The following is a 24,378-nucleotide window of genomic DNA, read 5'->3' as shown; positions in this document are numbered from 1 at the left end:
AAACAAACTAAAATGGACAAATTACCTAAAATAGGACTGCCAATTTTAATTGGTATCGTTCTACTAATAATTATCATCGCAAAATCTGCTGTTACTATCGGTTCTGGTGAAGCTGGCGTTTTATATAAAACCTTTGATGGCGGAGTTGTTACAGATCAACCACCTTTAGGTGAAGGTTTTCATATTGTTGCACCTTGGAACAAAGTGTATGTTTATGAAGTTCGTAGACAAGAAATTTTTGAAAAAATGAAAGTACTGTCTTCTAACGGATTAGATATTCAGTTAGATGCATCGGCTTGGTACAAACCAGACGAGCGTAATTTAGGTAAATTACACCAAGAAATCGGTGAGAATTACTTACAACGTATCATTTTACCAACAATTCGTTCTGCTGCACGTAGTGTTGTTGGTCGTTACACGCCAGAACAATTATATTCTAGTAAACGTGATGCTATTCAACGTGAAATTTTCGAAGAAACTAAAAAAATTGTAGATGATCAATACATTGTTTTAGATGAAGTTTTAGTGCGAGATGTAACCTTACCACCAACAATTAAAGACGCTATTGAGCGTAAATTAAAGCAAGAACAAGAGTCTTTAGAATATGAATTTAGACTAGTTACTGCAGAAAAAGAAGCCGAGAGACAAATTATTGAAGCACAAGGTAAAGCAGATGCTAATAAAATTTTAAGTGCTTCTTTAACAGATAAAATTTTGCAAGATAAAGGTATTGAAGCGACAAATAAATTAGCAGAATCACCTAACAGTAAAGTAGTTATTATTGGTTCTGGTGAAAGCGGAATGCCTATAATTTTAGGAAATCAATAATTTAAATTTTTCATAAAAATTGAAATTGATTTGGATTTGTAGATTTAAATTTACAATCTTTGTAAAGAACAAAACGACACATGATTTTTATTCAATTACATCATCATCATTTTCATACTTGCACTCAAGCGAGCTGAAAATGTATTGAATAAAACCAAGATATTTTTAAAACCGTTTGAGTAAATCAAGCGGTTTTTTTATTCCTGTGAAAACAGGAATCTTATCCAAAAAGATTTACTCAAACACTTTTAACTAAAAAAGAAAAATGAGTAAACTAAAAATTGCAATTCAAAAATCTGGACGATTAAACGAGGATTCTATGAAAATCCTAAAAGACGTTGGTATTGCTATTGATAATGGCAAAGATCAACTCAAAACTTCTGCTAAAAACTTTCCTCTAGAAGTATTTTATTTGCGTAACGGAGACATTCCGCAGTATTTAAAAGATGGTGTAGTAGACGTAGCTATTATTGGAGAAAATGTTTTAGTAGAAAAAGGACAAGACATCACTATTGCAGAGAAATTAGGATTTTCTAGCTGTAAAGTCTCTGTAGCGATTCCAAAAGGAAAAACCTACAATTCTATTAAAGATTTAGAAGGAAAACGTATCGCTACTTCGTATCCAAACACAGTCAACCAATTCTTAAAAAACAACAATGTCAATGCGAATTTGCACATCATTAACGGTTCTGTAGAAATTGCGCCAAATATCGGTTTAGCAGATGCTATTGTTGATATTGTATCTAGCGGAAGCACCTTATTTAAAAATAACCTTAAAGAAGTTGAAGTCATTTTAAAATCGGAAGCTGTACTTGCAGTGTCACCTCAAATTTCCACTGAAAATCAAGCCATTTTAAATAAACTTCAATTTAGATTACAATCGGTTTTAAAAGCAAGAAACTCACGTTACGTTTTACTAAATGCGCCAAACACCAAGGTTGATGACATTATAAATATTTTGCCAGGAATGAAAAGTCCAACCGTTTTACCACTAGCTGAAGAAGGTTGGAGTTCATTACATTCCGTAATCAATAAAAACGATTTCTGGGAAATTATAGACGAATTAAAAGCAAATGGAGCAGAAGGCATATTAGTTTGTCCAATTGAAAATATGGTCTTGTAATAAAATTTTTAATGTCTGGCTGAGCGCAGTCGAAGCCTAATTATCGAGAAGAATGAAAACAATAAAATACCCAAATAAAAATACGTGGTCAGAACTTTTAAAACGACCAACACAAACCGTTAAAGATATAGAAAGTACGGTAAATCAAATTTTTGAAGACGTGCAACGCAATGGTGATACAGCAATAAAAAAGTATACTAACTTATTTGATGGTGCAGATTTACAATCTAATCTTGTAACTACGCAAGAAATAGAAGAGGCATCTTCCAAATTATCATCAGAACTAAAAGTTGCAATTAACCAAGCAAAGACAAATATTGAAACATTCCACAAAGCACAAAAAACAGAAAGGGTAAGTTTAGAAACATCTGTTGGAATTACCTGTTGGCAAGAAAAACGTGCCATACAAAAAGTTGGGATTTATATTCCTGCTGGTACAGCGCCATTATTTTCAACTGTTTTGATGTTAGCAATTCCAGCAAAAATTGCAGGTTGTAAAGAAGTTGTGTTATGTTCGCCACCAAATAAAGACGGTAAAATTGCTAACGAAATTTTGTATGCTGCTCAACTTTGTGGTGTCACTAAAATTGTGAAAGTTGGTGGCATTCAAGCGATTGCTGGATTAACATTTGGAACTGAAACTATTCCGCAAGTGTATAAAATCTTTGGTCCAGGAAACCAATTTGTAACTGTTGCAAAGCAATTGGCTACAAAATACGGTGTTGCTATCGATATGCCTGCAGGACCAAGCGAATTGTTGGTTGTGGCAGATGATAGTGCCAATGCAAGTTATGTGGCTTCAGATTTGTTAAGTCAAGCAGAACACGGAACTGACAGTCAAGTGATTTTAGTATCAACGTCTGAGAATTTAATTAATGAAGTTGAAACTGAAATCAACACACAAATTAAAGCTTTACCTAGACAAGATATCGCACAACAAGCTATCAATAATTCAAAATCTATTTTAGTGAAAACTGATGAAGAAGCATTAGATTTAATTAATGATTATGGTCCAGAACACTTTATCGTAGCAACTAAAAACAACGACTTTTATGTTGATGGTATTCAAAATGCAGGTTCGGTATTTATAGGCAATTACACACCCGAAAGCGCTGGCGATTATGCGTCAGGTACCAATCATACCTTGCCAACCAACGGATTTAGTAAAGCCTATTCTGGCGTGAATTTAGACAGTTTCACAAAAGCGATTACGTTTCAAAATATCACAAAAGAAGGTTTATTAAACATAGGAAACACTATAGAACTAATGGCTGAAGCTGAAGGTTTACAAGCACATAAGAATGCAGTTTCGATTAGATTAAAAGACTTAACAAACTAATGTCATTCAGATTTGTCACATTGAGCGCAGTCGAAATGAAAGCGAAGAATCTAAAGATTATAATATGAAACAAACTTTCAACATAAGTACCTTAGTCAGACCAAACATCGCAGCCTTAAAACCGTATTCATCAGCGAGAGATGAGTTTAAGGACTCAACTTCAAACCAAATGATTTTCTTAGATGCAAACGAAAATCCGTTTGAAAATGGTGTAAATCGTTATCCTGATCCGCAACAAAAAGATGTAAAATCGGTGTTGTCAAAAATTAAACACATTCCAACCGAAAATATCTTATTAGGAAACGGAAGTGATGAAGTGTTAGACTTAATTTTTAGAGCGTTTTGCGAGCCAAATCAAGATAATGTTATCACATTACCACCAACATATGGTATGTACGACGTATTAGCAAATACAAATGCTGTAGATGTTTTGACTGTTGAATTAGACACCAATTTTCAACCAAAAGTAAACGAGATTTTAAACACGCAAAACAGCAACACCAAACTGTTATTTTTATGTTCGCCAAACAATCCAACAGCAAATAGTTTTGAAGCTTCAAAAGTTGAAAAATTATTGACTAATTTCAATGGAATTGTAGTGATTGACGAAGCATATATCGATTTTTCAGAAGACGAAAGTTGGATCTCAAAAATATCAGATTTCCCAAATTTGATAGTTACACAAACGTTGTCTAAAGCTTACGGAATGGCAGGAATCAGACTAGGAATTTGTTATGCTTCAACCGAAATTATTTCAATTTTAAATAAAATAAAACCACCATATAACGTCAATCAATTAACGCAGCAAAAGGCAATCCAACGTTTAGAAAAGCAACAAGAGGTTCAAAACGAAATTCAGAATATAATTTCAGAAAGACGCTTGTTAATTAAAGCCTTAATGTCGATTACTTGGATTGATACTATATATCCAACACAAGCGAATTTTGTGTTAATTAAGGTAGATGATGCGACAAAACGATACAGTCAATTAGTAGAAAAAGACATCGTTGTTCGTAACCGAACCAATCAGCCACTTTGTGAAAACTGTTTGCGTTTTACTGTTGGCACAAGTGAAGAAAATGAGAAGTTGATTGAAATATTAAAGAAGTTAAATTAATAAAAGATTCCTGTCTGCGCAGGAATAACAAATAAGATGAAAAAAGTACTATTCATAGACCGAGACGGCACATTGATTAAAGAACCAGCAGACGAACAAATCGATAGTTTTGAGAAATTAGTGTTTTACCCAAAAGTCTTCACGTATTTAAGTAAAATCGCTAAAGAATTAGATTTCGAAATCGTTATGATTACCAATCAAGATGGATTGGGAACAGATGTGTATTCAGAAAACACATTTTGGCCAGTTCATAATTTTGTGATTCAATCTTTTGAAAATGAAGGTGTTATTTTTGAAGAACAGTTTATTGACAGAACTTTCGCAAAAGACAATGCGCCAACACGAAAGCCAAATACAGGTCTATTAACTAAGTATTTTAGCGAAGATTACGATTTAGAAAATTCGTTTGTTATTGGTGACCGATTAACCGATGTAGAATTAGCTAAAAACCTTGGTTCTAAAGGCATTTTTATTAATGATAATACCAATTTAGGAACCGATGAAATTACGGTAAAACGAGACGCTTTAGACCAGTTTATCGCTTTAGAAAGTAACGATTGGGAAGAAATTTATAAATTCTTAAAAGCCAAAGAACGCACAGGAAGCATCGAACGAAACACCAACGAAACCAAGATTAAAATCGATTTAAATCTTGACGGAACAGGACAAAGTAATACCGATACAGGCATTGCGTTTTTCGACCATATGTTAGATCAAATAGCGCGTCACGGACAATTAGATTTAAACATTAAAGTTGATGGTGATTTGGATGTAGACGAGCATCACACCATTGAAGATACAGCAATTGCTTTAGGTGAAGTATTTGCAACAACTTTAGGAAACAAATTAGGCATTGAACGTTACGGTTTTAGCTTACCAATGGACGATTGTTTTGCGCAAGCCGCAATAGATTTTGGTGGTAGAAACTGGCTAGTTTGGGAAGCCGATTTTAAACGCGAAATGATTGGTAAAATGCCAACCGAAATGTTTTTTCACTTCTTTAAATCCTTTACAGATGGTGCAAAATGTAACCTGAACATCAAAGCAGAAGGCACAAACGAGCATCACAAAATTGAAGCAATTTTTAAAGCATTTGCTAAAGCCATAAAAATGGCTGTAAAACGCGATGTTGAAAAAATGATTTTACCAAGTACAAAAGGAATGTTGTAAAAGCCCATCCTATCCTTCCCAAAGGGAAGGAACAAATAACTCTAAAAAATGGATAAAGAAAATTTAAACACAGATGCTAATTCTTTCCCTTTGGGGAAGTTAGAAGGGGCTAATATTGTCATCATAAATTACGGTGCAGGTAACATCAAAAGCATTCAATTTGCTTTTAAACGCTTAGGTTTTAAAGGGTTGTTAACTAATAATCCTGAAGAAATTAAAGCAGCAGACAAAGTGATTTTTCCTGGTGTAGGCGAGGCGAGTAGTGCTATGCAAAAGCTAAAAGAATCAGGTTTAGATTGTTTAATTCCGCAGTTAAAACAACCTGTTTTAGGGATTTGTTTAGGTATGCAATTAATGTGTAAATCTACAGAAGAAGGAAATACAAAAGGCTTAGGTGTTTTTGATGTAGATGTAAAGCGTTTTTCAAATTCAGTAAAAGTGCCACAAATGGGTTGGAATACGATTAATAATCTTCAATCAGATTTGTTTAAAGATATTAAAGACAATGAATTTATGTATTTGGTGCATAGTTTTTATGCAGAACAATGCCAAGAAGCAATTGCAACTACAACTTATGATGTTGAATACGCTTCTGCATTACAAAAAGATAATTTTTACGGTGTCCAATTTCATCCCGAAAAATCATCCTTAGCAGGCGAACGAATTTTGAGAAATTTCATCAATTTATAAATAATAAAACGATTAGCTAAAAGCTAAAAGCAAAAGGCGAAAAAATGAGAATAATACCAGCAATAGATATAATTGAAGGAAAGTGCGTAAGATTAACTAAAGGCGATTATAGCACAACAAAAATGTACAATGAAAATCCGCTAGAAGTTGCCAAACAATTTGAAGATGCAGGCATAGAATACTTGCATATGGTAGATTTGGAAGGCGCTAAAGCAGATCATGTCGTCAATTATAGAGTATTAGAAAAGGTGGCGACCAAAACCAATTTAAAAATTGATTTTGGTGGCGGACTTAAATCAGATGACGATGTATTTATAGCTTTTAATTCTGGTGCTAAACAAATTACCGGTGGAAGTATAGCTGTAAAAAATACAGACACTTTTTTAAGATGGATTAATAAATACGGAACGCAAAAAATCATTCTTGGTGCCGATTGTAAAAACGAAAAAATCGCCATTTCTGGTTGGTTAGAAGAAAGTAGTTTAGACGTTGTACCATTTATACAAGACTATCAAAAAAATGGTATTCAATATGTGGTGTGTACAGATATTTCAAAAGACGGAATGCTTCAAGGTCCATCAGTAGATCTGTATAAAAAAATTATCAGCGAATGTACCAATGGTAGCGCCGATCAATCTGTAAAGCTAATCGCTTCTGGTGGAGTAACAACTATTAAAGATGTTGAAGTTTTAGCAGACATAGGTTGCGATGGAGTGATAATCGGAAAAGCTATTTACGAAAACAGAATAAGTTTAAAAGAATTAGAACGCTTTTTATAAAACTGTCATTCCGCACTTGTTGCGGAATCTATTTTGAAACTAAAAATGAGATTTCTGCTTTCGCAGGAAGTAAAATTATGCTAACAAAACGAATCATACCTTGTCTAGATATTAAAAACGGTCGCACCGTTAAAGGCGTTAATTTTGTTAATTTAAGAGATGCAGGCGATCCTGTAGAATTAGCAAAACAGTATGCAGAAAAAGGTGCAGACGAATTGGTGTTTTTAGATATTTCAGCAACTTTAGAAGGTAGAAAAACAATGATTGAAATGGTGCTGAAAGTCGCCGAACAAGTCAATATTCCATTTACCGTTGGTGGCGGAATTTCGTCTGTAGAAGATGTAGATGTACTTTTAAAATCTGGAGCAGATAAAATATCTATAAATTCATCTGCAGTAAAACGACCAGAATTGGTTAATGAATTGTCAAGTAAATTCGGTAGTCAATGTGTTGTAGTTGCTATAGATGCCAAACAAGTTAAAGAACAATGGAAAGTGCATTTAGCTGGTGGAAGTATTCCAACCGAAATAGATCTATTCGATTGGGCAGAAGAAGTTGAAACAAGAGGCGCAGGCGAAATTCTGTTTACCTCGATGAATAACGATGGAACAAAAAACGGATTTGCAAACGATGCTTTGGCAAAACTATCAGACACTGTAAATATCCCAATCATTGCGTCTGGTGGCGCAGGAACCATTCAGCATTTTACAGATACCTTTAAAGTAGGAAAAGCAGATGCTGCTTTGGCTGCAAGTGTATTTCATTTTGGTGAAATAGAAATAAAAAATTTAAAAAAAGAATTAAAACAGGAAGGTGTTTCTGTTAGATTATAACTTGTCATTCCGCACTTGATACGGAATCCAAAAATCAACATTATGAACATAGATTTCAATAAAAATAAAGACGGATTAGTCCCAGCAATCATTCAAGATGCAACAACCAAAAATGTGTTGATGCTTGGTTATATGAATGAAGAAGCGCTAAAAAAGACACAAGACACTAAGTTAGTGACCTTTTTTAGTCGTACCAAAAACCGACTTTGGACTAAAGGTGAAGAAAGTGGTAATGTTTTAAATTTAATAGACATAAAATTAGATTGTGATAACGATACGTTATTGATTACAGTAAATCCAAAAGGGCCAACATGTCATAAAGGAAGTGATACGTGTTGGAATGAAGCTAATATCGAATCTTACGGATTTTTAACCAAATTAGAAAACACGATACAAAGTAGAGTAGAAGCTGGTAACACAGAAAAATCTTATGTAGCATCACTATTTGCAAAAGGGATAAATAAAGTGGCTCAAAAAGTTGGTGAAGAAGCTGTAGAAGTCGTTATCGAAGCTAAAGACAATAATGACGATTTATTTTTAAATGAAAGTGCCGATTTATTATTTCACTATTTGATGTTATTGCAGGCAAAAGGCTTCAAGTTGGAAGATATTGTAAAGGTATTAAATGAAAGACGTTAGTTAAGTGTCTTATAATGAGGTGTTTTTTGATGTTTTTTTTACACAAGATTCTTAATTTTAGAATTCTCAATAAGAATTAACTTACTTTTTTTTATTATTTATATTATTAATCTTACATAAACAATTGATTATTAAAACACTAGACTTATCTAAAGTGTGTATTTCATCGATTAAATATGTATTTTGCCGATCAAATGATGTAAAACTATATTATTTTATCGATAAAAATTGCTTTTTATCGGATTTGTAATTCAAAAAGCATAAGTTAGAGTTAAATACTTAATAACCCGAAACTTATGTTACTTTTTAAAGCCACTTTGGTTTTATTGTTCTCTGTGTGTACTTATAACCCAATGGTACTTTTGAAACATAACCAACTAAAAAAAATCAACTATGTATTAGGTGAAAAAAATCATCGAATAGTTGATGAAAATGAAGCTAATAAATTATTTTTTCTGACCTATGTTTATGATGATGGCTGGTCCCCAAGTGATCCATCTGGTTCGTATTCATTATTTAATACCATTGTAATTGAATCTGGTATCGCTTATATAACATCAAATACAACTTGTGCTACCGTAACAGTAAATCCAGGAGCAACTTTAATAATAGCATCAGGAGCAACTTTAACAGCAACGGTAAATTTGCAATCAACTTCACAAGAGTATTCTAGTTTAATCTCTGACGGTTCTATATCCGGAACAGTAAATTATAATAGATATACAGCCTTAATCGGACCAGTTGGGACAAACGATTTAATATCCGCTCCTTTGCAAGGGCAAACTTTTGGGCTATTTGCCACTAACAACTCTAATTTAGCTGCTTCTGGTTTAGTTAGAGCTTTTGCGCCATTTAATACATCTTCTGGTAATTATGAAAATTATAATACAGTCACAAACTTATTAACAACAATAGTATCTGGAAAAGGTTATAGAGCAGCTACAACTAATGGTAGTACTTTAAAATTTACAGGTAATGTGATAACAGGCGATGTCTTAGATATTCCTATTTCTGATGCATCAGCTGGTGGAGCATGGAATTTAATAGGAAACCCGTATCCTTCCTATATAGATTTTGCAACATTTTTTGCATTGAATAAAACTGAACTAAATGGTGGCTCGCATCAAGCTATATATGGTTATGATGGAGATTCTTCTGATGGTTGGGTAATTTGGAATCAGGCTGTGATTGATTCTCCTATTGTAACAGAATTAATAGCACCTGGTCAAGGCTTTTTTGTAAAGGCTAAGCCTGGTGGTGGCCTAATTGATTTTACTACTGCAATGCGGACATCAGGTTCATCAGATGATTTTATTTTAGGAAGATCTTCTGAGTCATCGCCACATTTTGGTTATGTGAGACTGAAATCATCATCAAATGCTTCAAATTACTTTACAGACATTTATTTTAACTCTAATACCTCTAATAGTTTTGATGCAGGTTACGATGCAGCTATTTATGGTGGAGTTCCACCTTCTTTCTCAATTTATTCTAAAATGGTAGATGGCAATTCATCTGATATGTCTTTGGCGGTCCAAGCTGTAAATCCGGATTCTATGTATAATATTGTGATTCCATTAGGAGTAAACGCTAATCAAGGAGAGCAGTTAACAATAAGTATTGATCAGGCTGATATTGATGAAAGTATCAATATTTATTTAGATGATACCGACAATAATACATCTACTTTACTAACTACAAACAATTTTATTTTAACACCTAATTCAAATTTATCAGGTTCTGGTCGGTTTTATTTGAGATTTAGTAATGCTTCTCTTGGAACGGCTGAAACACATTTGAATCAGTTAAATATTTATAATAATACATCGCAAAAAACTATAGTGATATCTGGAGTGATTCAAAGTAATACAAAAGCTAGACTGTATGATTTAAACGGAAGATTGATTTTATCTAAAGAATTAAACCCTAAATCAAATAACCAAGTTATAGATGTTGATAATGTCAGCATTGGTGTCTTTATTCTTCAACTAGAAAATAGTGTTAATGAAAAAGTCACAAAAAAGATAATTATTAGATAGTTGTTGTTAGTTTTTATTTATCCCTAATCAGCTATAATCATATGATTATAGCTGATTTTATTTTATTAATTAAATAATAAAACTTTTAATTCAGGGAAGTTCGTTTTTAGCTCCTTTTCTAATCCAAAGACATGAGAAGCGCCAACAATAACGATATTCTTTATGTTTTGTGATTGCATCACTTGTTCTCCTATATTTTTTGCCATTCGCTTGTTACGTTCGTTCCAATATTGTTCACCTTCACTGCAACCTTCGGTCATTTCTGTAGTGTAGGTAAAAGAACTTAACTTGTGTAATCGATTTAGAGACTTTCTCTTATTTACGTGTTTTCCTAGACCTCTAAATAGAGCAGGTATAACGGCAGAATTATAATCTTTTTTATTTAGTTTTTTTAATATAGCGTTATTGCCATTGCTTTTTCCTTCCTTGTAACATTTAGACCAAGCTGTATGGTATTCTTTGTTAGTTTGCTGATCATCCATCGATTTTAAAAGTGTAGTATTCAATTCTAATGCTAGTTTAAAAGTGAGGTCACCATCTTCATGTCTGGTTGGCTTTTTCGCGCCATCAATTCCATACTCTAAAATGTATTTGTAAAATTCATAGTTGGCATGATCTCTTTTATACGCAAATGAATTAATCATAAATTTTAAATCATCTATGGTCATGTCTGAAAAACGTTTTTTCAACACCGTTTCGAATCTCTTTTCATCTGAAGTAAAGGTTTTTTTAATAGAATCAGATAAAAAATAAAAAGCTTTATAATTTTCGGACCAACCATCTTTTAGATATTCCCAACTTATGGAATCATTTCCTTTTGGACTTTCCACATAAATAGCTTCTGGTTTATATTTTAAAGCACGTTTTAGCATTGGTTTATAACTGTGTTGAACAATTTTTGGAACGGTGTGCATCGTGCCAATAATTAAGACTTCCTTTTGTTGTTCTTGGGCTTTTAATGTGATTATTGAAGCTAAAAAGATTGAAATAAATACTGCTAAAATTTTCATGATAAGGATTTTTGATATTAAAATTTGTTGAAGCAAACCTAATCATCAAAAATCAAGATATTCAATTATAGTAAGGGTTTGGGGTGAAATACGGTTAGTTTGTGGTAGAATTTATAGCTGTTTTTATTTCGGTTTGATATGTTTTAGAAACAGGCACTTTAGTGTCATAACCTAAAAGCATAAAAAGTTTTCCATTCTCGGTTTTCCAACGTTGAAAATGATATGGATTTATAAGATAAGAACGATGTGAACGTAACAATTCTGAAAATTCATTATCAATTGCCGATAGCTTATTTCTAATTAAAGTTTTCTTCAGAATATTATTCGAAATATAATTGACCTCAATATAATTATCAGAGGATTGAATGTAAACCAATTCATTTAGTTGAAGTCTTAAACCTTCATAATTTCCTTCACCTTTTATTTCTATTTTTTGATCTTCCAAGCGCTTTTCATGGTATTTACCAAAAGCAAATCTTGCAATAATTATTATAGGTAAAATCACTGCCAACGCTGGAAGAAAAATTGACTTTAGCATATAGCTCAAGGTATAAGGATTGGGTTCTCCTGCTACAACTACAAATAAATAATAACTTCGAGCCAATATGATTGTAAAACCAGAAAAGCAACTTATAAGCAAAAATTCGTTAGATAAATACCATTTTTTTTGGTTTCTCTTAAATAAAAAATATTGTAAAGGCAGAAACAATAAATAGCAAAATCCAGCAAGCAAACCATAACCTGGTAAAAAAATCAATTTTTCTTTATTATTAAGTTCCGCGACGTCTAAGGGCTCTGTGAAATACAGGAAAATAAAAATCCAAACAGCTAATAATAGACTGATGATAAAATGATGCTTTAATAATGGGTCGAAAGGGTAAGCTCTTTTCAAGGTCATAGTTTGCTGATAAAAATAAACAATGCTTTTGGAAATTTCAATAAAATAGCGTTCTTGCCAGTATGTTTAATAAACGTTACTATTACCTTATAAAAATTCAGTATTTGGGCTATCGGTTTCATGGTTGGCAAAAGCAACCTGATGTAAAAACCATCCATTTAATGATAGACAGAACCTTAAAATATATTTTAGGCGAAACGAGATTTAAAACCCTAGGAGCAGGAAGAACAGATGCTATGGTGTCTGCAAATGAAGCGGCTTTAGAATTGTTTATATATAATGACCCTATTACGGATTTTGATGATTTTCTAGATCTTTTTAATCACAATTTACCTCAAGATATCAGAGCTTTATCTATAAAGGAAGTTGATAAAGATTTTAATGTTATTCAAGATTCTAAAGTTAAAGAATATCATTATGTGTTTTCTGAAGGGCAAAAAAATCATCCGTTTTGTGCACCAATTTTAACAACAATTCTAGAACCTCTTAATGTAGAGTTGATGAAAGAAGGAGCCAAGCTATTTGAAGGAACTCACTTTTTTAAAACATATTGTTATAAAGCTACAGATAAAGGTGAATACACTAGAACAATTGAATCTTGCGAAATCATAGATAATGACATTTATACTGCCAATTTCTTCCCAGAAAAGACCTATGTTTTTAAAATTAAAGGAAAAGGTTTTATGCGTAATCAAATTCGCCTAATGATGGGTTGTTTAATTAAATTGGGTAGAGGTGAAGTAGACTTAAAATATATAGAAGATTCATTATTGCCAGATAGTAAGGAGATTATGGACTTTATTGCTCCAGCATCTGGATTAATACTTCATTCTGTAAATTTTGAATAAAAAAAGGTACAAGATTAAACTTGCACCTTTTCTATGATTGGTTGGTTTTATATTTTTATTAGCTGATCCAGCCTTTCGCTATAGATTTTTTAGCAAATCCAATTAATAGAAAGCATACCACAATCACCATAACAGGCATAATTATATCTGTAAGGCTCATTTCTAGATTAATAAACAAATAAATGTGCTGAACTATTGCTGCAAAAGCAGAGATTATAAATAAGAAATGTGCCCATTTCTTTCTTATCAATAATGATAAGCATCCTAGGGCACCACAAAATACAGCTAATGCGAAAGCTGCAGTGTACCATGCAGGATATTCCGTTAAAAATTCTGCTTGTTGGTCTTCAGGTAAAGCAGCTATCATTTCTTCCGTAGCAAAAGCTCTGACCAAATACGCCATAACTCCGAGTCCGTTCCAAATTAGTGCTAACACACTAACAATCCAGAACCAAGTTGGTGGTTTGTTAATAGATGTAGTCATAAAAGGTTGATTTAATTTAGTTAATGTAAAAGCATAAAAAATAGCTTTTCATCAACAATTTATGAAAAAAATTAACAAATTTTCAATCTAGAAAGAAAATCAGTAAAAAAATAAGGTAGATGATTAGTCTACCACGTGTAGTTTAGGCTCTTTTTCTACAAACTTACCATCTACAGACTCTCCTAAGATGAGAACTTCTTTAGAACGCTCGTACATTTTTATCGCACGATGCATCTGTAATTTTGTACCACTATATAATTTTACTCCTGTTTTTGAACCTTTATTTCTTATTTCTATATAGTAACCGTCTTTTAATTTGGTTGGTCTTGTTGCTGGTCTACCCATAAAAGTTATTATCTAAATTAAAACTCATGCATAATAGTAAAAATTATAGCATCTCACAAGTATATTTTAACAATTCTATACCGAGGTTTTTAACACTGTTAACATCTTTAACAAAACGCTATTTTCTTAACAAAATATTATGTTAAAGAATAAGGCTATCCGTTAAACCCTGTTAAGTCACTTGACAAATTTTCTATTCAGCTTATCTTATTAATAGAACAAATCTTAAAAAATCTTAAACAATGAATTATTTAAATATTAGCGACGAAAAATTATTACCAACCGTAGTAGAACTGAATACACTGTTAGCAGATTATCATATCTACTATCAAAACTTGAGAAATTTTCATTGGAATATCCTAGGAGAAAATTTCTTCGATTTACATGAGAAATTTGAAGAACTGTACACAGATGCCAGAGTGAAAATTGATGAGATAGCTGAACGTATTCTTACTCTAAGATATCATCCGATGAGTAATCTTAAAGATTATTTAGAGACTTCTTCAATAGAAGAAGCGTCTTCAAAATTAACTGATAAACAAATGGTTTATACAATTCTCGATAATCATTCTGTATTATTAAAACAAATGTCTAAAGTTGTCGAAAAAGCTGAAAATGCAAATGATGAAGGTACCATAGATTTAATTGGTGCATACATTAGAGAATTAGAGAAAAGTAGTTGGATGTTAGATGCATTTCGAAAAGAAACAGCTTCAAGATTAAAGGAAAGTGTTGTGTAATTAATGCTCAACATAAATCCATTTAATAACTAATTATCCAAAACATTATGAAAGAACAATTCAACACAGCATTAGGAAACCTTATTGAGAAACTCAAAGGATGGTTTAATGCTATAATAGAAAACATACCTAATTTTTTATTGGCCATCCTAGTAATGATAGCATCTTACTACGCAGCCAAACACATAAGTAAATTTGTGGCAAGGTTAGTAGGTAAAAAAGTGCAACAAGATTCTGTGAAGTATGCAATAGCTAGAGTTTCTTCTGTTGTTATTGTTTGTTTAGGTTTATTCATCGCCTTAGGTGTTATGAATTTAGGCAAAGCATTAACTTCATTATTGGCAGGTGCTGGTGTTGTAGGTTTAGCAATAGGTTTAGCGCTTCAAGGAACATTAGCCAATACTTTTGCAGGTCTTTTATTATCGTTTAGAAAGAAAATTCAAATTGGTAATTGGGTAGAAACTACAGGATATTCAGGTGAAGTAATTGATATTAACCTTAGAGATTTTACACTTAAAGAAGCTGATAATAATATGGTCATTATTCCAAACAAGACCATATTAGAAAATCCGCTGAAAAATTATTCCTTAACAACTAAGATGAGAATCTTTTTAGAATGTGGAGTAGGATATGAGTCTGATTTGGAAAAAGTACAGCAGTTAACAAAAGAAACTATAGCTAATACTTTTGACCAAATTAAATCATCTGATGATGTTGAGTTTTATTATACAGAATTTGGTGATAGCTCTATTAATTATTTATGTCGTTTTTGGATTGATGCCGAGAGTATGCTAGAAAAGTTAAGAGCTAAAACAAAAGCCATTATTGAAATCAAAAAGGCTTATGATAAAGAAGGTATCAACATTCCGTTCCCAATAAGAACGTTGGAATTCAATAATAAATTAGGTTTCAATTCTAAAGATCTTCAAGAAGCCTACACTAAAAATTAAATTTATACATGTTAATCACAAATGGGTTAACATGTTAAGGATAAGAGCAAAGCAGAGGGTAAAATCTTTGCGATCTTTGAGTATGTTACTGATAGTCGGTAACACATTAACTTAAAAACCAAAAATTATGTTACGTTGGACAATCACATTTGTAATAATAGCAATCATAGCCGCAGTCTTAGGATTTGGTGGAATTGCAGGAGCATCAGCAGGAATAGCTAAAATTCTATTCTTTGTATTCTTAGTACTTTTTGTACTGTCACTTCTTAAAGGAGCAGTTAAAAGGTAATTGAAAAAATATCTAATTATTATTAATCACTAAAATTCGAAAAATCATGAAAAAATTATCATATATATTCTTAGCACTATTTAGTTTAAGTTTAATCACAACAACGACAAGTTGTAGAGAAGAAAAGTCTACAGGAGAAAAAATTGAAGAAGCAGTTGACGATACTGGTGACGCTATTGAAGACGCTGCTGATGATGTAGAAGATGCTGTGGATGATTAAACCATAAATTTAAAAGCAATGAAAAAACAAATTATAATGTTATCAATTCTTAGCCTTTTAGCCTTTACAACAACAAGTTGTAGAGAAGAGAAATCGGCTGATGAAAAAGTTGAAGAAGCTATGGATAACCTTGGCGAAGATTTGGAGGATGCGAGTGACGATGTACAAGACGCAGCCGAGGATCTTGAAGATGAAATTGATGAGGCCATAGAGGAAAGCAACGATAACTCTTAAAAGTCGTATTATGAAACTCAAAATATTAGCTTTAGCACTTATGACTTTCATAGGTGTTGAAGCTCAAAAAAACAAAGATAAAATTGTAGAGACCAAAACTAGAATTATAAACGTCATGGAAGATGGCGAAATGGTTCAGAAAAAAGTGATGGTAAGAACTACAAAAGAGCAAGAAGTTAAAACGAACCAAAAACAAAAAGGGACTATTGATGCCGACAGAGTTTATCCAGCAACAAAAGTTTCTAAGGTTATCTACATAGATAATGATAGCGATCCGTTTTACGATAATGAATCACAGGTAACCTACTATCAAAAAGATGGTATGACCTATAATTTCAATCCTACAAATTCAGGTTTTGATATTATTGATGGTAAAAACAATAGTAATTTTGGTACTGCTAGAATATCTGCTAATAGAGACGTATATATTTTAGATACTGACGACTATTCAGGTATAGGTTACTTTAAAGATAATCAATTCGTAATTGAATATTACGATAACGAAGGAACCCTTATCATTGAAAAATTCAGTGATACCAAGTTTTAAATTGATTGAACTAATAATAGCAAAAAAGTCATCTTTTTTAAGATGGCTTTTTTTATTTTTATAAAAAACCAAAAAAAAATATGAGTGTTACAATCCCTAAAGAGACATTTCCATTCTTTATAAAACTATCCCAAAACAATGACAGAGATTGGTTTAATGAGCATAAACCTGAATTTAAAGCTATAGAAAAACAAGTTAAAGTAGCTTATAATTATTTAGGTGAATTACTAAGTGCACACGACCAGATTGAAAAAATAAAAATGTTCAGAATTTACCGAGATGTACGTTTTTCAAAAAATAAGCAGCCTTACAAAACGCATTTTGGTGGTTCTTACTCTAGAAAAAAACCGAAATTGAGAGGTGGTTATTATTTACATGTTCAACCAAATAATGAATCATTTATTGCAACTGGATTTTGGGATCCGAATAAGGAAGATTTATTAAGAATACGAAAGGAATTTGAAATGGATGATAGTGATATGCGTGATATTCTAAATGATAAAACCTTTAGTAAAACTTGGGGAGGTTTTGTTGGTGATGAATTAAAAACAGCTCCCAAAGGTTTTGATAAAGAACATCCTGCTATAGATCTTATCCGAAGAAAACAATACATCTTCACAAAAAAATATACAGACAAAGAAGTTTTGGCTGAAGGTTTTCTAGAAGACGTTAATGATTCTTTCAAAAAAATAAGACCATTTTTTGATTATATGAGCGATGTGCTCACTACAAATCTTAATGGTGAATCCATTTTATAAAACTTCTAAAATTTTATAGTGTTTACCATTAAATTCAACTTGGTCTCCTTTCTTTTTTGTTTTTAGGAGTTGCCCAATAGGTGACTGAATGGAAATAATGTAGTAGTCTTCATCTTCCAACGTGACTTTGCCAATACTAATAGCCAAGAAAAAAGAAATACTATCTGTTTTAACTAAGCTTCCTAAGACTGCGGTATCCGAGAGTAAGTTGGGTTTAATTAATTGAAGTCTTTCTTTTGTTTTTTGAGCTTCATTTAGATAATTCATGTTTTTTTCTAAATCGTCTAACAATTTAGAGTTGCCAGAATCATCTTCTTCATTGCTTACTTTATCATTGCTCTCAATAGATTCTTTTATAAGTTCTATTTCGTTTTTGTAATCAGCAATACGCTTATTGGCATGCTGGTTACAAAGGTCTAAAAGATCTCTTTTTATTTTCATTTTTGTTATACAGCCTTCAATATTTCAGGCTTTTCAAATACTTGTATACTATCAATTAAACGTTCTTTTACAATATTCATCATACGTTTGTTTAAAGCCGAAGAGTTTTTAATATAAAGATCATATTCTTCAACAGTAAACTGTCCTATAATCATACCTTTAAGTGAATTTCTAAACTTCATATCCTTGTGAATAGAGTTTTCTATATAAGCCAACTGTTTTTCTAAAGACAGCTCGTAAAAAACATTTTTATGCTTAGCGATGTAGTTCCTAAAAACAGCTATTAGCAAATCATGTTGCATTTTTATAACAGGCCTCAATGTTGTATTCTGAAATAATTCATCAGAGCTCATATTGTCATTAATCTTTGCAGAAAGAATTTGAGTTCTAATAGCTAGTAGGTCTTCAGTTCTAGAAGTCATAATTAGGTTATTATAGATTTATACGGAATTAAATTTAAGTATTAAGCTGTGGTATTTGGAAGAGAAAGAAATATCTTGTTAACGTGGTTATTAACAATGCTGATTTTTGTATTCAATATTCAGATGTGATTTGCTCTTCTTTTAACGTTTTTAGAGTTATCTTTGGGTAAAACGATTTATATGAAGTTTGGAAGTGTAGATAATCCTGAAAATATTGATTTTACCTTACCTGAAGATCATCCAGATACTTTAAAAGTTTTGCAGAAAAACCCTTCAAAATCTACTAATGTTTTTGTGGGTTGTGCTAAGTGGAATAAGGCTGATCTTAAAGGCTTTTATCCTAGAGGAACAAAAGATGAACTTGAGTATTATTCTCGACAGTTTAATTCTATTGAGCTTAATGCAACATTCTATAGAATATTTCCTCCCGAACAGTTTGAAAAATGGTATGAGAAGACGCCTGATAATTTTAGATTCTTCCCAAAGTTAAATCAAGAAATCAGCCATTGGAAACGTTTGAATGAAGAGATTGCACCTGTTGTAGATAATTACCTATACAGTGCGGTTAACTTAAAGGAAAAGTTAGGCTGTGTTTTTTTACAAATGCATAACAATTTTGCACCTAAGGACTTTGATCGTGTTATAAATTTTGCTGAAAGTTGGCCAAAAGAAGTACCGTTAGCAGTAGAGTTTAGGCATACAGATTGGTACAATGATAAAGCTATAGCTGAAGATTTGTATCAACTTTTAGAAGAAAACAATATATCTAATATTATAGTCGACAGTGCTGGCAGACGCGATCTTATGCATATGCGCCTTACTAACTCTAGAGCATTTGTGCGTTATGTTGGTGCAAATCACCAAAGCGATTACACGCGTTTAGATGATTGGGTAGAGCGACTAAAACAATGGAAAGATAATGGTATTGAAGAAATAGATTTTTTTGTACACCAAAATATCGAAAAAGAGTCTCCATTACTTTCTGCATACTTAATTAAAAAACTAAATGCCGAATTAGGTACTGATATGCGAATTCCTAATGAAGATCAGCAGCAAAAACTTTTATAACCACCAAACTACTATAAACTAAACATTAACTACTAATTACTTAAAACATGAGATTTCACACAAGAAAATGGGTAAAACCCGAAGATTTAAATGCTAACGGAACATTATTCGGAGGTCAGCTTTTGGCATGGATAGACGAAGAAGCGGCATTATACACTATAATTCAACTCGAAAACTCTAGAATTGTTACTAAATATATGTCTGAAATCAATTTTATGGCTTCTGCAAAACAAGGAGATATTATTGAAATTGGTATAGAAGTTACGAAATTCGGTAAATCCTCAATGACTTTAAAATGTGAGGCTAGAAACAAAATGACAAGAGAAACTATCCTAACGATTGACAATCTCATCATGGTTAACCTTGGTGAAGATGGCAAACCAAAACCACATGGAAAAACCGAAGTAGAGTTTGTAAAAGATCGATTAAGAAACGATTAGTCTTTATTCCCTAAAGACAGCTCGTAGATTTCCAAATCAAAATACTTTACGGAAGCCAAGACGTGGTCAAAAATATCTCCTATAATAAATTCATAGTTTACCCAACGTTGGTCTTTACTAAACGCATAAATTTCCATTGGAATACCTTGTGGAGTAGGTTCTAGCTGGCGCACCATTAAAGTCATATCTTTATTGATGGCAGAATGATTTTCTATATAGGTTTGAAGATATTTTCTAAACACACCAAAATTGGTAAGATTAATACCATTAATCAACACAGATTTATCTGCACCATGCTTTGTGTTATAGTCTTTAATTTCTTTCGACTTATTTTCAATATACTGAGAAACTAATTGGATTTTCTTAAATTTTTCTATGTCTTCCTCGGTTAAAAACTTAATCGTAGAAACCTTTATAATCACGGATCGTTTTATACGTCGTCCTCCAGAGGCAAGCATACCTCTCCAGTTTTTAAAAGAATCAGAGATTAACGCATAGGTTGGAATAGTGGTTATCGTCATATCCCAGTTTTGCACTTTTACAGTGGCTAAGTTAATTTCAATTACATCACCATCGGCACCATATTTTTCAAAAGTAATCCAATCACCAATACGCACCATATCGTTGATAGATACCTGTATACTAGCTACAAAACCTAGAATAGTATCTTTAAAGATTAAAATAATTACGGCTGATGCGGCACCAAGCGTAGTTGCAAACTTTATAAAAGATACACCTGTAATAATCGCTAAAGCAGAAAATAATCCCAAAAGCCAAGCAAAAATCATAAAGACTTGTATGTAGCTATCTACAGGCTTGTCTTTATAACGTTTCAACGTTTTTAAATAATCCTTAATAGAGTTTAAAAAGCTTCTTATAATTTGAAGTGCTAAAACAATCGCAATGATTTTAAGTGTTTTTTCTATAATATTTTCAGCATATGGATAATCTGAAAATACTTGAGGTACAAACTCTATAAGAATGATTAAAGGAACTATGTGCGCAATATTTCTTGGTAACCTATTTGTAATTAGAATATCATCAAAATTGGTTTTGGTACGCTTTGCAACACCTGCAGAAAACCTCCAAAGAATACGTTTGGTTATAAAATCTATAATAAATGCAATAAGAAGTACAGCCAATAACAACCCAAGCATATTAAGAAACTTGGCCGTATCTTCTGAAATCCCTTTATCAACTAAAAGATCATATATATAATGTCTGATTTTAAGCATTTTTTTTCGCTAAAAATTTCTTGTCTACATAAAACGTCCCAAATGGAATTATAGAAGCAATCAAAACAGTCCAAAATGTTCTATTATTCCATTTCATATCTGAGCTTATTAAAACTGCAATAACAATATAAGCTATAAATAAAAGACCATGTGGCATGCCCAACCATTTCACGTAAGTTGGATCATTTCCAAAGTACTTTATAGGTGTTGCAATAAACAATAGTAATATATATGAAACACCTTCTAATAAAGCTACAATTCTGAAAATCGGTAATAATTTTGGCATCGTTTTATTTTTGTGCAAAAATACTCTAGATTATATGAATAGCCATACAATTTTAACAGCTTTTAAGAAATGGAGTATGGGTAAATAATGTTTAGTTATCTTTAGCAAATCAATTAAAATCATTCCAATCCATTATGAAGAAAGTCTCTATACTTTTATGTGCTTCACTTTTGGTGTTGTCTTGTGCAACAGTCAAAAACCAATCCAAATCAAAAAGTAATGCACAATACACAGCAAGTGCTCCAAAACCAAAAAAGAAACCTGGTAAAATAAAAGATTACGATAAAGTAATTACCAAAGATGCCATTACAGATGATGGTTTATTCAAAGTGCACTTGGTTGATGAAAAGTATTATTTTGAGATTCCGATGGATTACCTTAATACGGATATGCTCTTGGTTAGTCGATTTGCTAAACTACCATCAAACCTAGGAGGTGGTTATGTAAATGCTGGTTCTAAAACCAATACTCGAATGATTAATTGGGAACGTTTTAAAAACAAAATTCTCATAAAGGAAAAATCATCTAGCGCTGTTGCTGCAGATAGCTTACCGATAAATGTATCTGTTAAAGCAAATAATTATGAACCTACACTTTACGCTTTTGATATCGCTGCTTTCTCAAAAGATTCAACAGCTATAGTTGTTGATGTTACAAGTTTTTATGATTCTGATGTTAAGTCTATTAGTGGACTTGGTTCAAGAATGCGTTCTGCATATAAAGTTAGAAATTTAGATAAATCTAGAAGTTTTATTAATTCAATAAAAAGCTTTCCAAAGAACATAGAAGTCATTCAAGATTTTACTTATAATGCTTCAAATCCTCCTGTAAATACAGGTGATGAAACTATAAGTGTTCAAATGAACCAATCCATGATTTTATTACCAGAAGAACCAATGCAACCACGTTATTTTGATGAACGTGTAGGATGGTTCACACTAAGTAAATATGATTATGGTAGTGAAGAACTCAAAGCTGATGAAAAAACCTATTTAAGACGTTGGAAACTGGTTCCAAAAGATATTGAAGCCTACAAACGTGGTGAATTAGTAGAGCCAGTTAAGCCTATTGTGTATTACTTAGATCCTGCAACTCCTGAGAAATTTAGATCTTATATGAAAGAAGGCATTGAGCTTTGGCAAAAGGCTTTTGAAGCTGCAGGTTTTAAAAATGCGATTATCGCTAAAGATCCTCCTTCAAAAGAAGAAGATCCAGATTTTAGTCCTGAGGATATACGTTACTCTGTGGTACGTTATGTTGCTAGCACCACAAGAAATGCCACTGGTCCAAGTGTTTCAGATCCTCGTAGTGGTGAAATTATAGAAAGTGATATCATTTGGTACCACAACCATTTGCGCTCTTATCGTAATCGTTATTTATTGGAAACTGGTGCTGCAAACCCATCAGCTAGAACACTAAATACTCCTGATGAAGAAATTGGAGAAATGATGAAAATGGTTATTGCTCATGAAGTTGGTCACACACTAGGATTACCTCATAATATGAGTGCAAGTTATGCATATGATGTAGAGAGTTATCGTGATGGAGCCTTCACTCAAAAAAATGGTATTGCAGCAACAATAATGGACTATGCACGCTACAACTATATTGCACAACCAGGAGATGAAAACATTCGTTTTGTGCGTCAGTTAGGGCCTTATGATGATTATGCCATTAATTTTGGATACCGTTATATTCCGGAAGCGAATTCTGCTGAAGATGAAAAAGAAATTTTAAAGGGTTGGATAATGGAAAAAGCAGGTAATCCAATCTATAAATTCGGAAAACAAAGTAGCCGTTTCGATCCAACGGCACAAACTGAAGACATTGGTAACAATAGTATTAAAGCGAGTACTTACGGTATTAAAAACTTAAAAATCGTTGCTAAAAACTTACCAAGTTGGACAAGTGATAAAACTGATAATTACGATGACTTAAAAGAATTATATGGCGAACTTCTTGGCGTGTTGAGCCGCTATGTTGGTCACGTAGTAACACATGTTGGTGGAGTAGTGGAAAACACCAAAAATCCTTCTCAGGAAGGTATAATTTACCAACCTGTTTCAAAATCATATCAAGAAGAAGCTATAAAATGGTTGCAAGACAATGTTTTTGAAACACCAGATTGGTTATTAGATGATGACATTATAAAAAATATTAACTATGCTGGTTATACTGATATCTTAAGACGTTATCAAGCAAGACATCTTAATAATTTATTGGATTTTGAGCGTATTGGCCGACTTATGGATCATCATGCGATTGACTCAAAAACTTATTCGGCTTTAGAGATGTTAAGTGACGTTCGTAGAGGAATTTGGTCAGAAACCAATTCTTCTGTAAATGTTTCAATTTTTAGACGTAACTTACAGCGCGTTTACTTGGATAGAATGATTTATTTGATGACGGAAGAATTAAATCCAGAACGAACAAGACAGTATTACAATGTTAATCAGTCTGATGTGAGAGCTTTAGTTAGAGGTGAGCTTAATACGCTAAAAAATATTTTAAATTCAGCTTCAAGAAGAGCAGTAAACACTGAGACAAAATACCATTACAAAGACTGTATAGAAAGAATTGAAAACACGTTAGACCCTAAATAATTT

At 32.3% G+C, this 24,378-nt stretch carries 29 protein-coding genes; 21 read left to right on the top strand and 8 right to left on the bottom strand.

The annotated features are described in order from the left end of the window. Positions 1-12 precede the first annotated feature (12 nt). From AC2H4K_RS17225 to AC2H4K_RS17180, 10 genes are all read left to right on the top strand, one after another. Entirely contained in the window at positions 13-828 is an 816-nt protein-coding gene (locus tag AC2H4K_RS17225; RefSeq protein WP_281140932.1) for a prohibitin family protein, read from the top strand. Positions 829-1,093: 265 nt separating this feature from the next. Next, the gene (gene hisG, locus AC2H4K_RS17220) at positions 1,094-1,951 is read left to right on the top strand and encodes an ATP phosphoribosyltransferase (RefSeq protein WP_281140931.1); all 858 of its coding nucleotides are present in this window, start codon (positions 1,094-1,096) and stop codon (positions 1,949-1,951) included. A gap of 52 nt (positions 1,952-2,003) precedes the next feature. Then, positions 2,004-3,290, top strand: coding sequence for a histidinol dehydrogenase (gene hisD, locus AC2H4K_RS17215; protein ID WP_281140930.1), 1,287 nt, complete (start codon positions 2,004-2,006; stop codon positions 3,288-3,290). A gap of 64 nt (positions 3,291-3,354) precedes the next feature. Further along, complete coding sequence (hisC, locus tag AC2H4K_RS17210) at positions 3,355-4,407, top strand: histidinol-phosphate transaminase (protein ID WP_281140929.1); 1,053 nt, start codon at positions 3,355-3,357, stop codon at positions 4,405-4,407. Between the two features lie 36 nt (positions 4,408-4,443). Continuing rightward, positions 4,444-5,577, top strand: coding sequence for a bifunctional histidinol-phosphatase/imidazoleglycerol-phosphate dehydratase HisB (hisB, locus tag AC2H4K_RS17205; protein ID WP_281140928.1), 1,134 nt, complete (start codon positions 4,444-4,446; stop codon positions 5,575-5,577). 48 nt (positions 5,578-5,625) lie between these two features. Continuing rightward, positions 5,626-6,267, top strand: coding sequence for an imidazole glycerol phosphate synthase subunit HisH (gene hisH / locus AC2H4K_RS17200; RefSeq protein ID WP_281140927.1), 642 nt, complete (start codon positions 5,626-5,628; stop codon positions 6,265-6,267). Between the two features lie 44 nt (positions 6,268-6,311). After that, positions 6,312-7,046: a 1-(5-phosphoribosyl)-5-[(5-phosphoribosylamino)methylideneamino]imidazole-4-carboxamide isomerase gene (hisA, locus tag AC2H4K_RS17195; RefSeq protein WP_281140926.1), complete on the top strand. Its 735-nt coding sequence runs from the start codon at positions 6,312-6,314 to the stop codon at positions 7,044-7,046. Positions 7,047-7,123: 77 nt separating this feature from the next. Continuing rightward, positions 7,124-7,879 carry an imidazole glycerol phosphate synthase subunit HisF gene (gene hisF, locus AC2H4K_RS17190; RefSeq protein WP_281140925.1) on the top strand — a complete coding sequence of 252 codons (756 nt, stop codon included), beginning with the start codon at positions 7,124-7,126 and terminating at the stop codon, positions 7,877-7,879. A gap of 42 nt (positions 7,880-7,921) precedes the next feature. Beyond that, positions 7,922-8,518 (top strand): bifunctional phosphoribosyl-AMP cyclohydrolase/phosphoribosyl-ATP diphosphatase HisIE, encoded by a 597-nt coding sequence (hisIE, locus tag AC2H4K_RS17185; protein ID WP_281140924.1) that lies wholly within the window; start codon positions 7,922-7,924, stop codon positions 8,516-8,518. Between the two features lie 296 nt (positions 8,519-8,814). Next, on the top strand, positions 8,815-10,557 hold the full coding sequence (locus tag AC2H4K_RS17180) for a DUF8693 domain-containing protein (RefSeq protein ID WP_493742649.1): 1,743 nt from the start codon (positions 8,815-8,817) through the stop codon (positions 10,555-10,557). Between the two features lie 65 nt (positions 10,558-10,622). Here the strand turns inward: AC2H4K_RS17180 and AC2H4K_RS17175 are convergent, their stop codons facing one another. Both AC2H4K_RS17175 and AC2H4K_RS17170 read right to left on the bottom strand, forming a co-directional pair. Continuing rightward, positions 10,623-11,567, bottom strand: coding sequence for a DUF5694 domain-containing protein (locus AC2H4K_RS17175; protein WP_493742648.1), 945 nt, complete (start codon positions 11,565-11,567; stop codon positions 10,623-10,625). Positions 11,568-11,661: 94 nt separating this feature from the next. Further along, complete coding sequence (locus AC2H4K_RS17170; protein ID WP_493742647.1) at positions 11,662-12,465, bottom strand: LytTR family DNA-binding domain-containing protein; 804 nt, start codon at positions 12,463-12,465, stop codon at positions 11,662-11,664. 62 nt (positions 12,466-12,527) lie between these two features. On the opposite strand from AC2H4K_RS17170, the gene AC2H4K_RS17165 reads away from it, so the two are divergent. Continuing rightward, positions 12,528-13,313 (top strand): tRNA pseudouridine synthase A, encoded by a 786-nt coding sequence (locus tag AC2H4K_RS17165; protein WP_281140920.1) that lies wholly within the window; start codon positions 12,528-12,530, stop codon positions 13,311-13,313. 58 nt (positions 13,314-13,371) lie between these two features. On the opposite strand, the gene AC2H4K_RS17160 is transcribed toward AC2H4K_RS17165, so the two are convergent. Both AC2H4K_RS17160 and AC2H4K_RS17155 read right to left on the bottom strand, forming a co-directional pair. Then, positions 13,372-13,797 carry a hypothetical protein gene (locus tag AC2H4K_RS17160; protein ID WP_281140919.1) on the bottom strand — a complete coding sequence of 142 codons (426 nt, stop codon included), beginning with the start codon at positions 13,795-13,797 and terminating at the stop codon, positions 13,372-13,374. A gap of 123 nt (positions 13,798-13,920) precedes the next feature. Further along, positions 13,921-14,142 (bottom strand): hypothetical protein, encoded by a 222-nt coding sequence (locus tag AC2H4K_RS17155; protein ID WP_281140918.1) that lies wholly within the window; start codon positions 14,140-14,142, stop codon positions 13,921-13,923. Between the two features lie 242 nt (positions 14,143-14,384). On the opposite strand from AC2H4K_RS17155, the gene AC2H4K_RS17150 reads away from it, so the two are divergent. From AC2H4K_RS17150 to AC2H4K_RS17120, 7 genes are all read left to right on the top strand, one after another. Further along, positions 14,385-14,882 carry a Dps family protein gene (locus AC2H4K_RS17150; protein ID WP_281140917.1) on the top strand — a complete coding sequence of 166 codons (498 nt, stop codon included), beginning with the start codon at positions 14,385-14,387 and terminating at the stop codon, positions 14,880-14,882. Between the two features lie 47 nt (positions 14,883-14,929). After that, positions 14,930-15,832, top strand: coding sequence for a mechanosensitive ion channel family protein (locus tag AC2H4K_RS17145; protein ID WP_281140916.1), 903 nt, complete (start codon positions 14,930-14,932; stop codon positions 15,830-15,832). A gap of 127 nt (positions 15,833-15,959) precedes the next feature. After that, positions 15,960-16,121, top strand: coding sequence for a DUF1328 domain-containing protein (locus AC2H4K_RS17140; RefSeq protein ID WP_281140915.1), 162 nt, complete (start codon positions 15,960-15,962; stop codon positions 16,119-16,121). Positions 16,122-16,167: 46 nt separating this feature from the next. Next, entirely contained in the window at positions 16,168-16,341 is a 174-nt protein-coding gene (locus AC2H4K_RS17135; protein WP_281140914.1) for a hypothetical protein, read from the top strand. 18 nt (positions 16,342-16,359) lie between these two features. After that, entirely contained in the window at positions 16,360-16,575 is a 216-nt protein-coding gene (locus AC2H4K_RS17130) for a hypothetical protein (RefSeq protein ID WP_281140913.1), read from the top strand. A 10-nt stretch (positions 16,576-16,585) separates the two neighbouring features. Next, positions 16,586-17,122: a hypothetical protein gene (locus AC2H4K_RS17125; protein ID WP_281140912.1), complete on the top strand. Its 537-nt coding sequence runs from the start codon at positions 16,586-16,588 to the stop codon at positions 17,120-17,122. Between the two features lie 80 nt (positions 17,123-17,202). After that, on the top strand, positions 17,203-17,880 hold the full coding sequence (locus AC2H4K_RS17120) for a DUF2461 domain-containing protein (RefSeq protein WP_281140911.1): 678 nt from the start codon (positions 17,203-17,205) through the stop codon (positions 17,878-17,880). Here AC2H4K_RS17120 and AC2H4K_RS17115 read toward each other — a convergent pair. Together AC2H4K_RS17115 and AC2H4K_RS17110 are read right to left on the bottom strand one after the other, a co-directional pair. After that, positions 17,875-18,321, bottom strand: a complete 447-nt coding sequence (locus tag AC2H4K_RS17115; protein WP_281140910.1) for a GreA/GreB family elongation factor — start codon at positions 18,319-18,321, stop codon at positions 17,875-17,877. The two genes, AC2H4K_RS17120 and AC2H4K_RS17115, sit on opposite strands and share 6 nt — an antisense overlap. Before the next feature lie 5 nt (positions 18,322-18,326). Continuing rightward, positions 18,327-18,743, bottom strand: coding sequence for a glyoxalase (locus AC2H4K_RS17110; RefSeq protein WP_281140909.1), 417 nt, complete (start codon positions 18,741-18,743; stop codon positions 18,327-18,329). 180 nt (positions 18,744-18,923) lie between these two features. Between AC2H4K_RS17110 and AC2H4K_RS17105 the strand changes: the two genes are divergently transcribed. Both AC2H4K_RS17105 and AC2H4K_RS17100 read left to right on the top strand, forming a co-directional pair. Continuing rightward, positions 18,924-19,811: a DUF72 domain-containing protein gene (locus tag AC2H4K_RS17105; protein WP_281140908.1), complete on the top strand. Its 888-nt coding sequence runs from the start codon at positions 18,924-18,926 to the stop codon at positions 19,809-19,811. A 47-nt stretch (positions 19,812-19,858) separates the two neighbouring features. Further along, complete coding sequence (locus tag AC2H4K_RS17100; RefSeq protein ID WP_281140907.1) at positions 19,859-20,251, top strand: acyl-CoA thioesterase; 393 nt, start codon at positions 19,859-19,861, stop codon at positions 20,249-20,251. Here the strand turns inward: AC2H4K_RS17100 and AC2H4K_RS17095 are convergent. After that, positions 20,248-21,486 carry a mechanosensitive ion channel family protein gene (locus AC2H4K_RS17095; protein ID WP_281140906.1) on the bottom strand — a complete coding sequence of 413 codons (1,239 nt, stop codon included), beginning with the start codon at positions 21,484-21,486 and terminating at the stop codon, positions 20,248-20,250. The genes AC2H4K_RS17100 and AC2H4K_RS17095 overlap by 4 nt on opposite strands. After that, complete coding sequence (locus tag AC2H4K_RS17090; protein ID WP_281140905.1) at positions 21,479-21,772, bottom strand: DUF3817 domain-containing protein; 294 nt, start codon at positions 21,770-21,772, stop codon at positions 21,479-21,481. The genes AC2H4K_RS17095 and AC2H4K_RS17090 overlap by 8 nt, the downstream gene beginning before the upstream one ends. 134 nt (positions 21,773-21,906) lie before the next feature. Between AC2H4K_RS17090 and AC2H4K_RS17085 the strand changes: the two genes are divergently transcribed. Further along, positions 21,907-24,375: a zinc-dependent metalloprotease gene (locus tag AC2H4K_RS17085; RefSeq protein WP_281140904.1), complete on the top strand. Its 2,469-nt coding sequence runs from the start codon at positions 21,907-21,909 to the stop codon at positions 24,373-24,375. Positions 24,376-24,378 lie beyond the last annotated feature (3 nt).

The sequence above is a fragment of the Winogradskyella sp. 266wxhm genome, assembly GCF_058964685.1.
The sequence above is the reverse complement of the archived record's forward strand: the minus strand, read 5'-3'. Positions and strand labels throughout refer to the sequence as shown.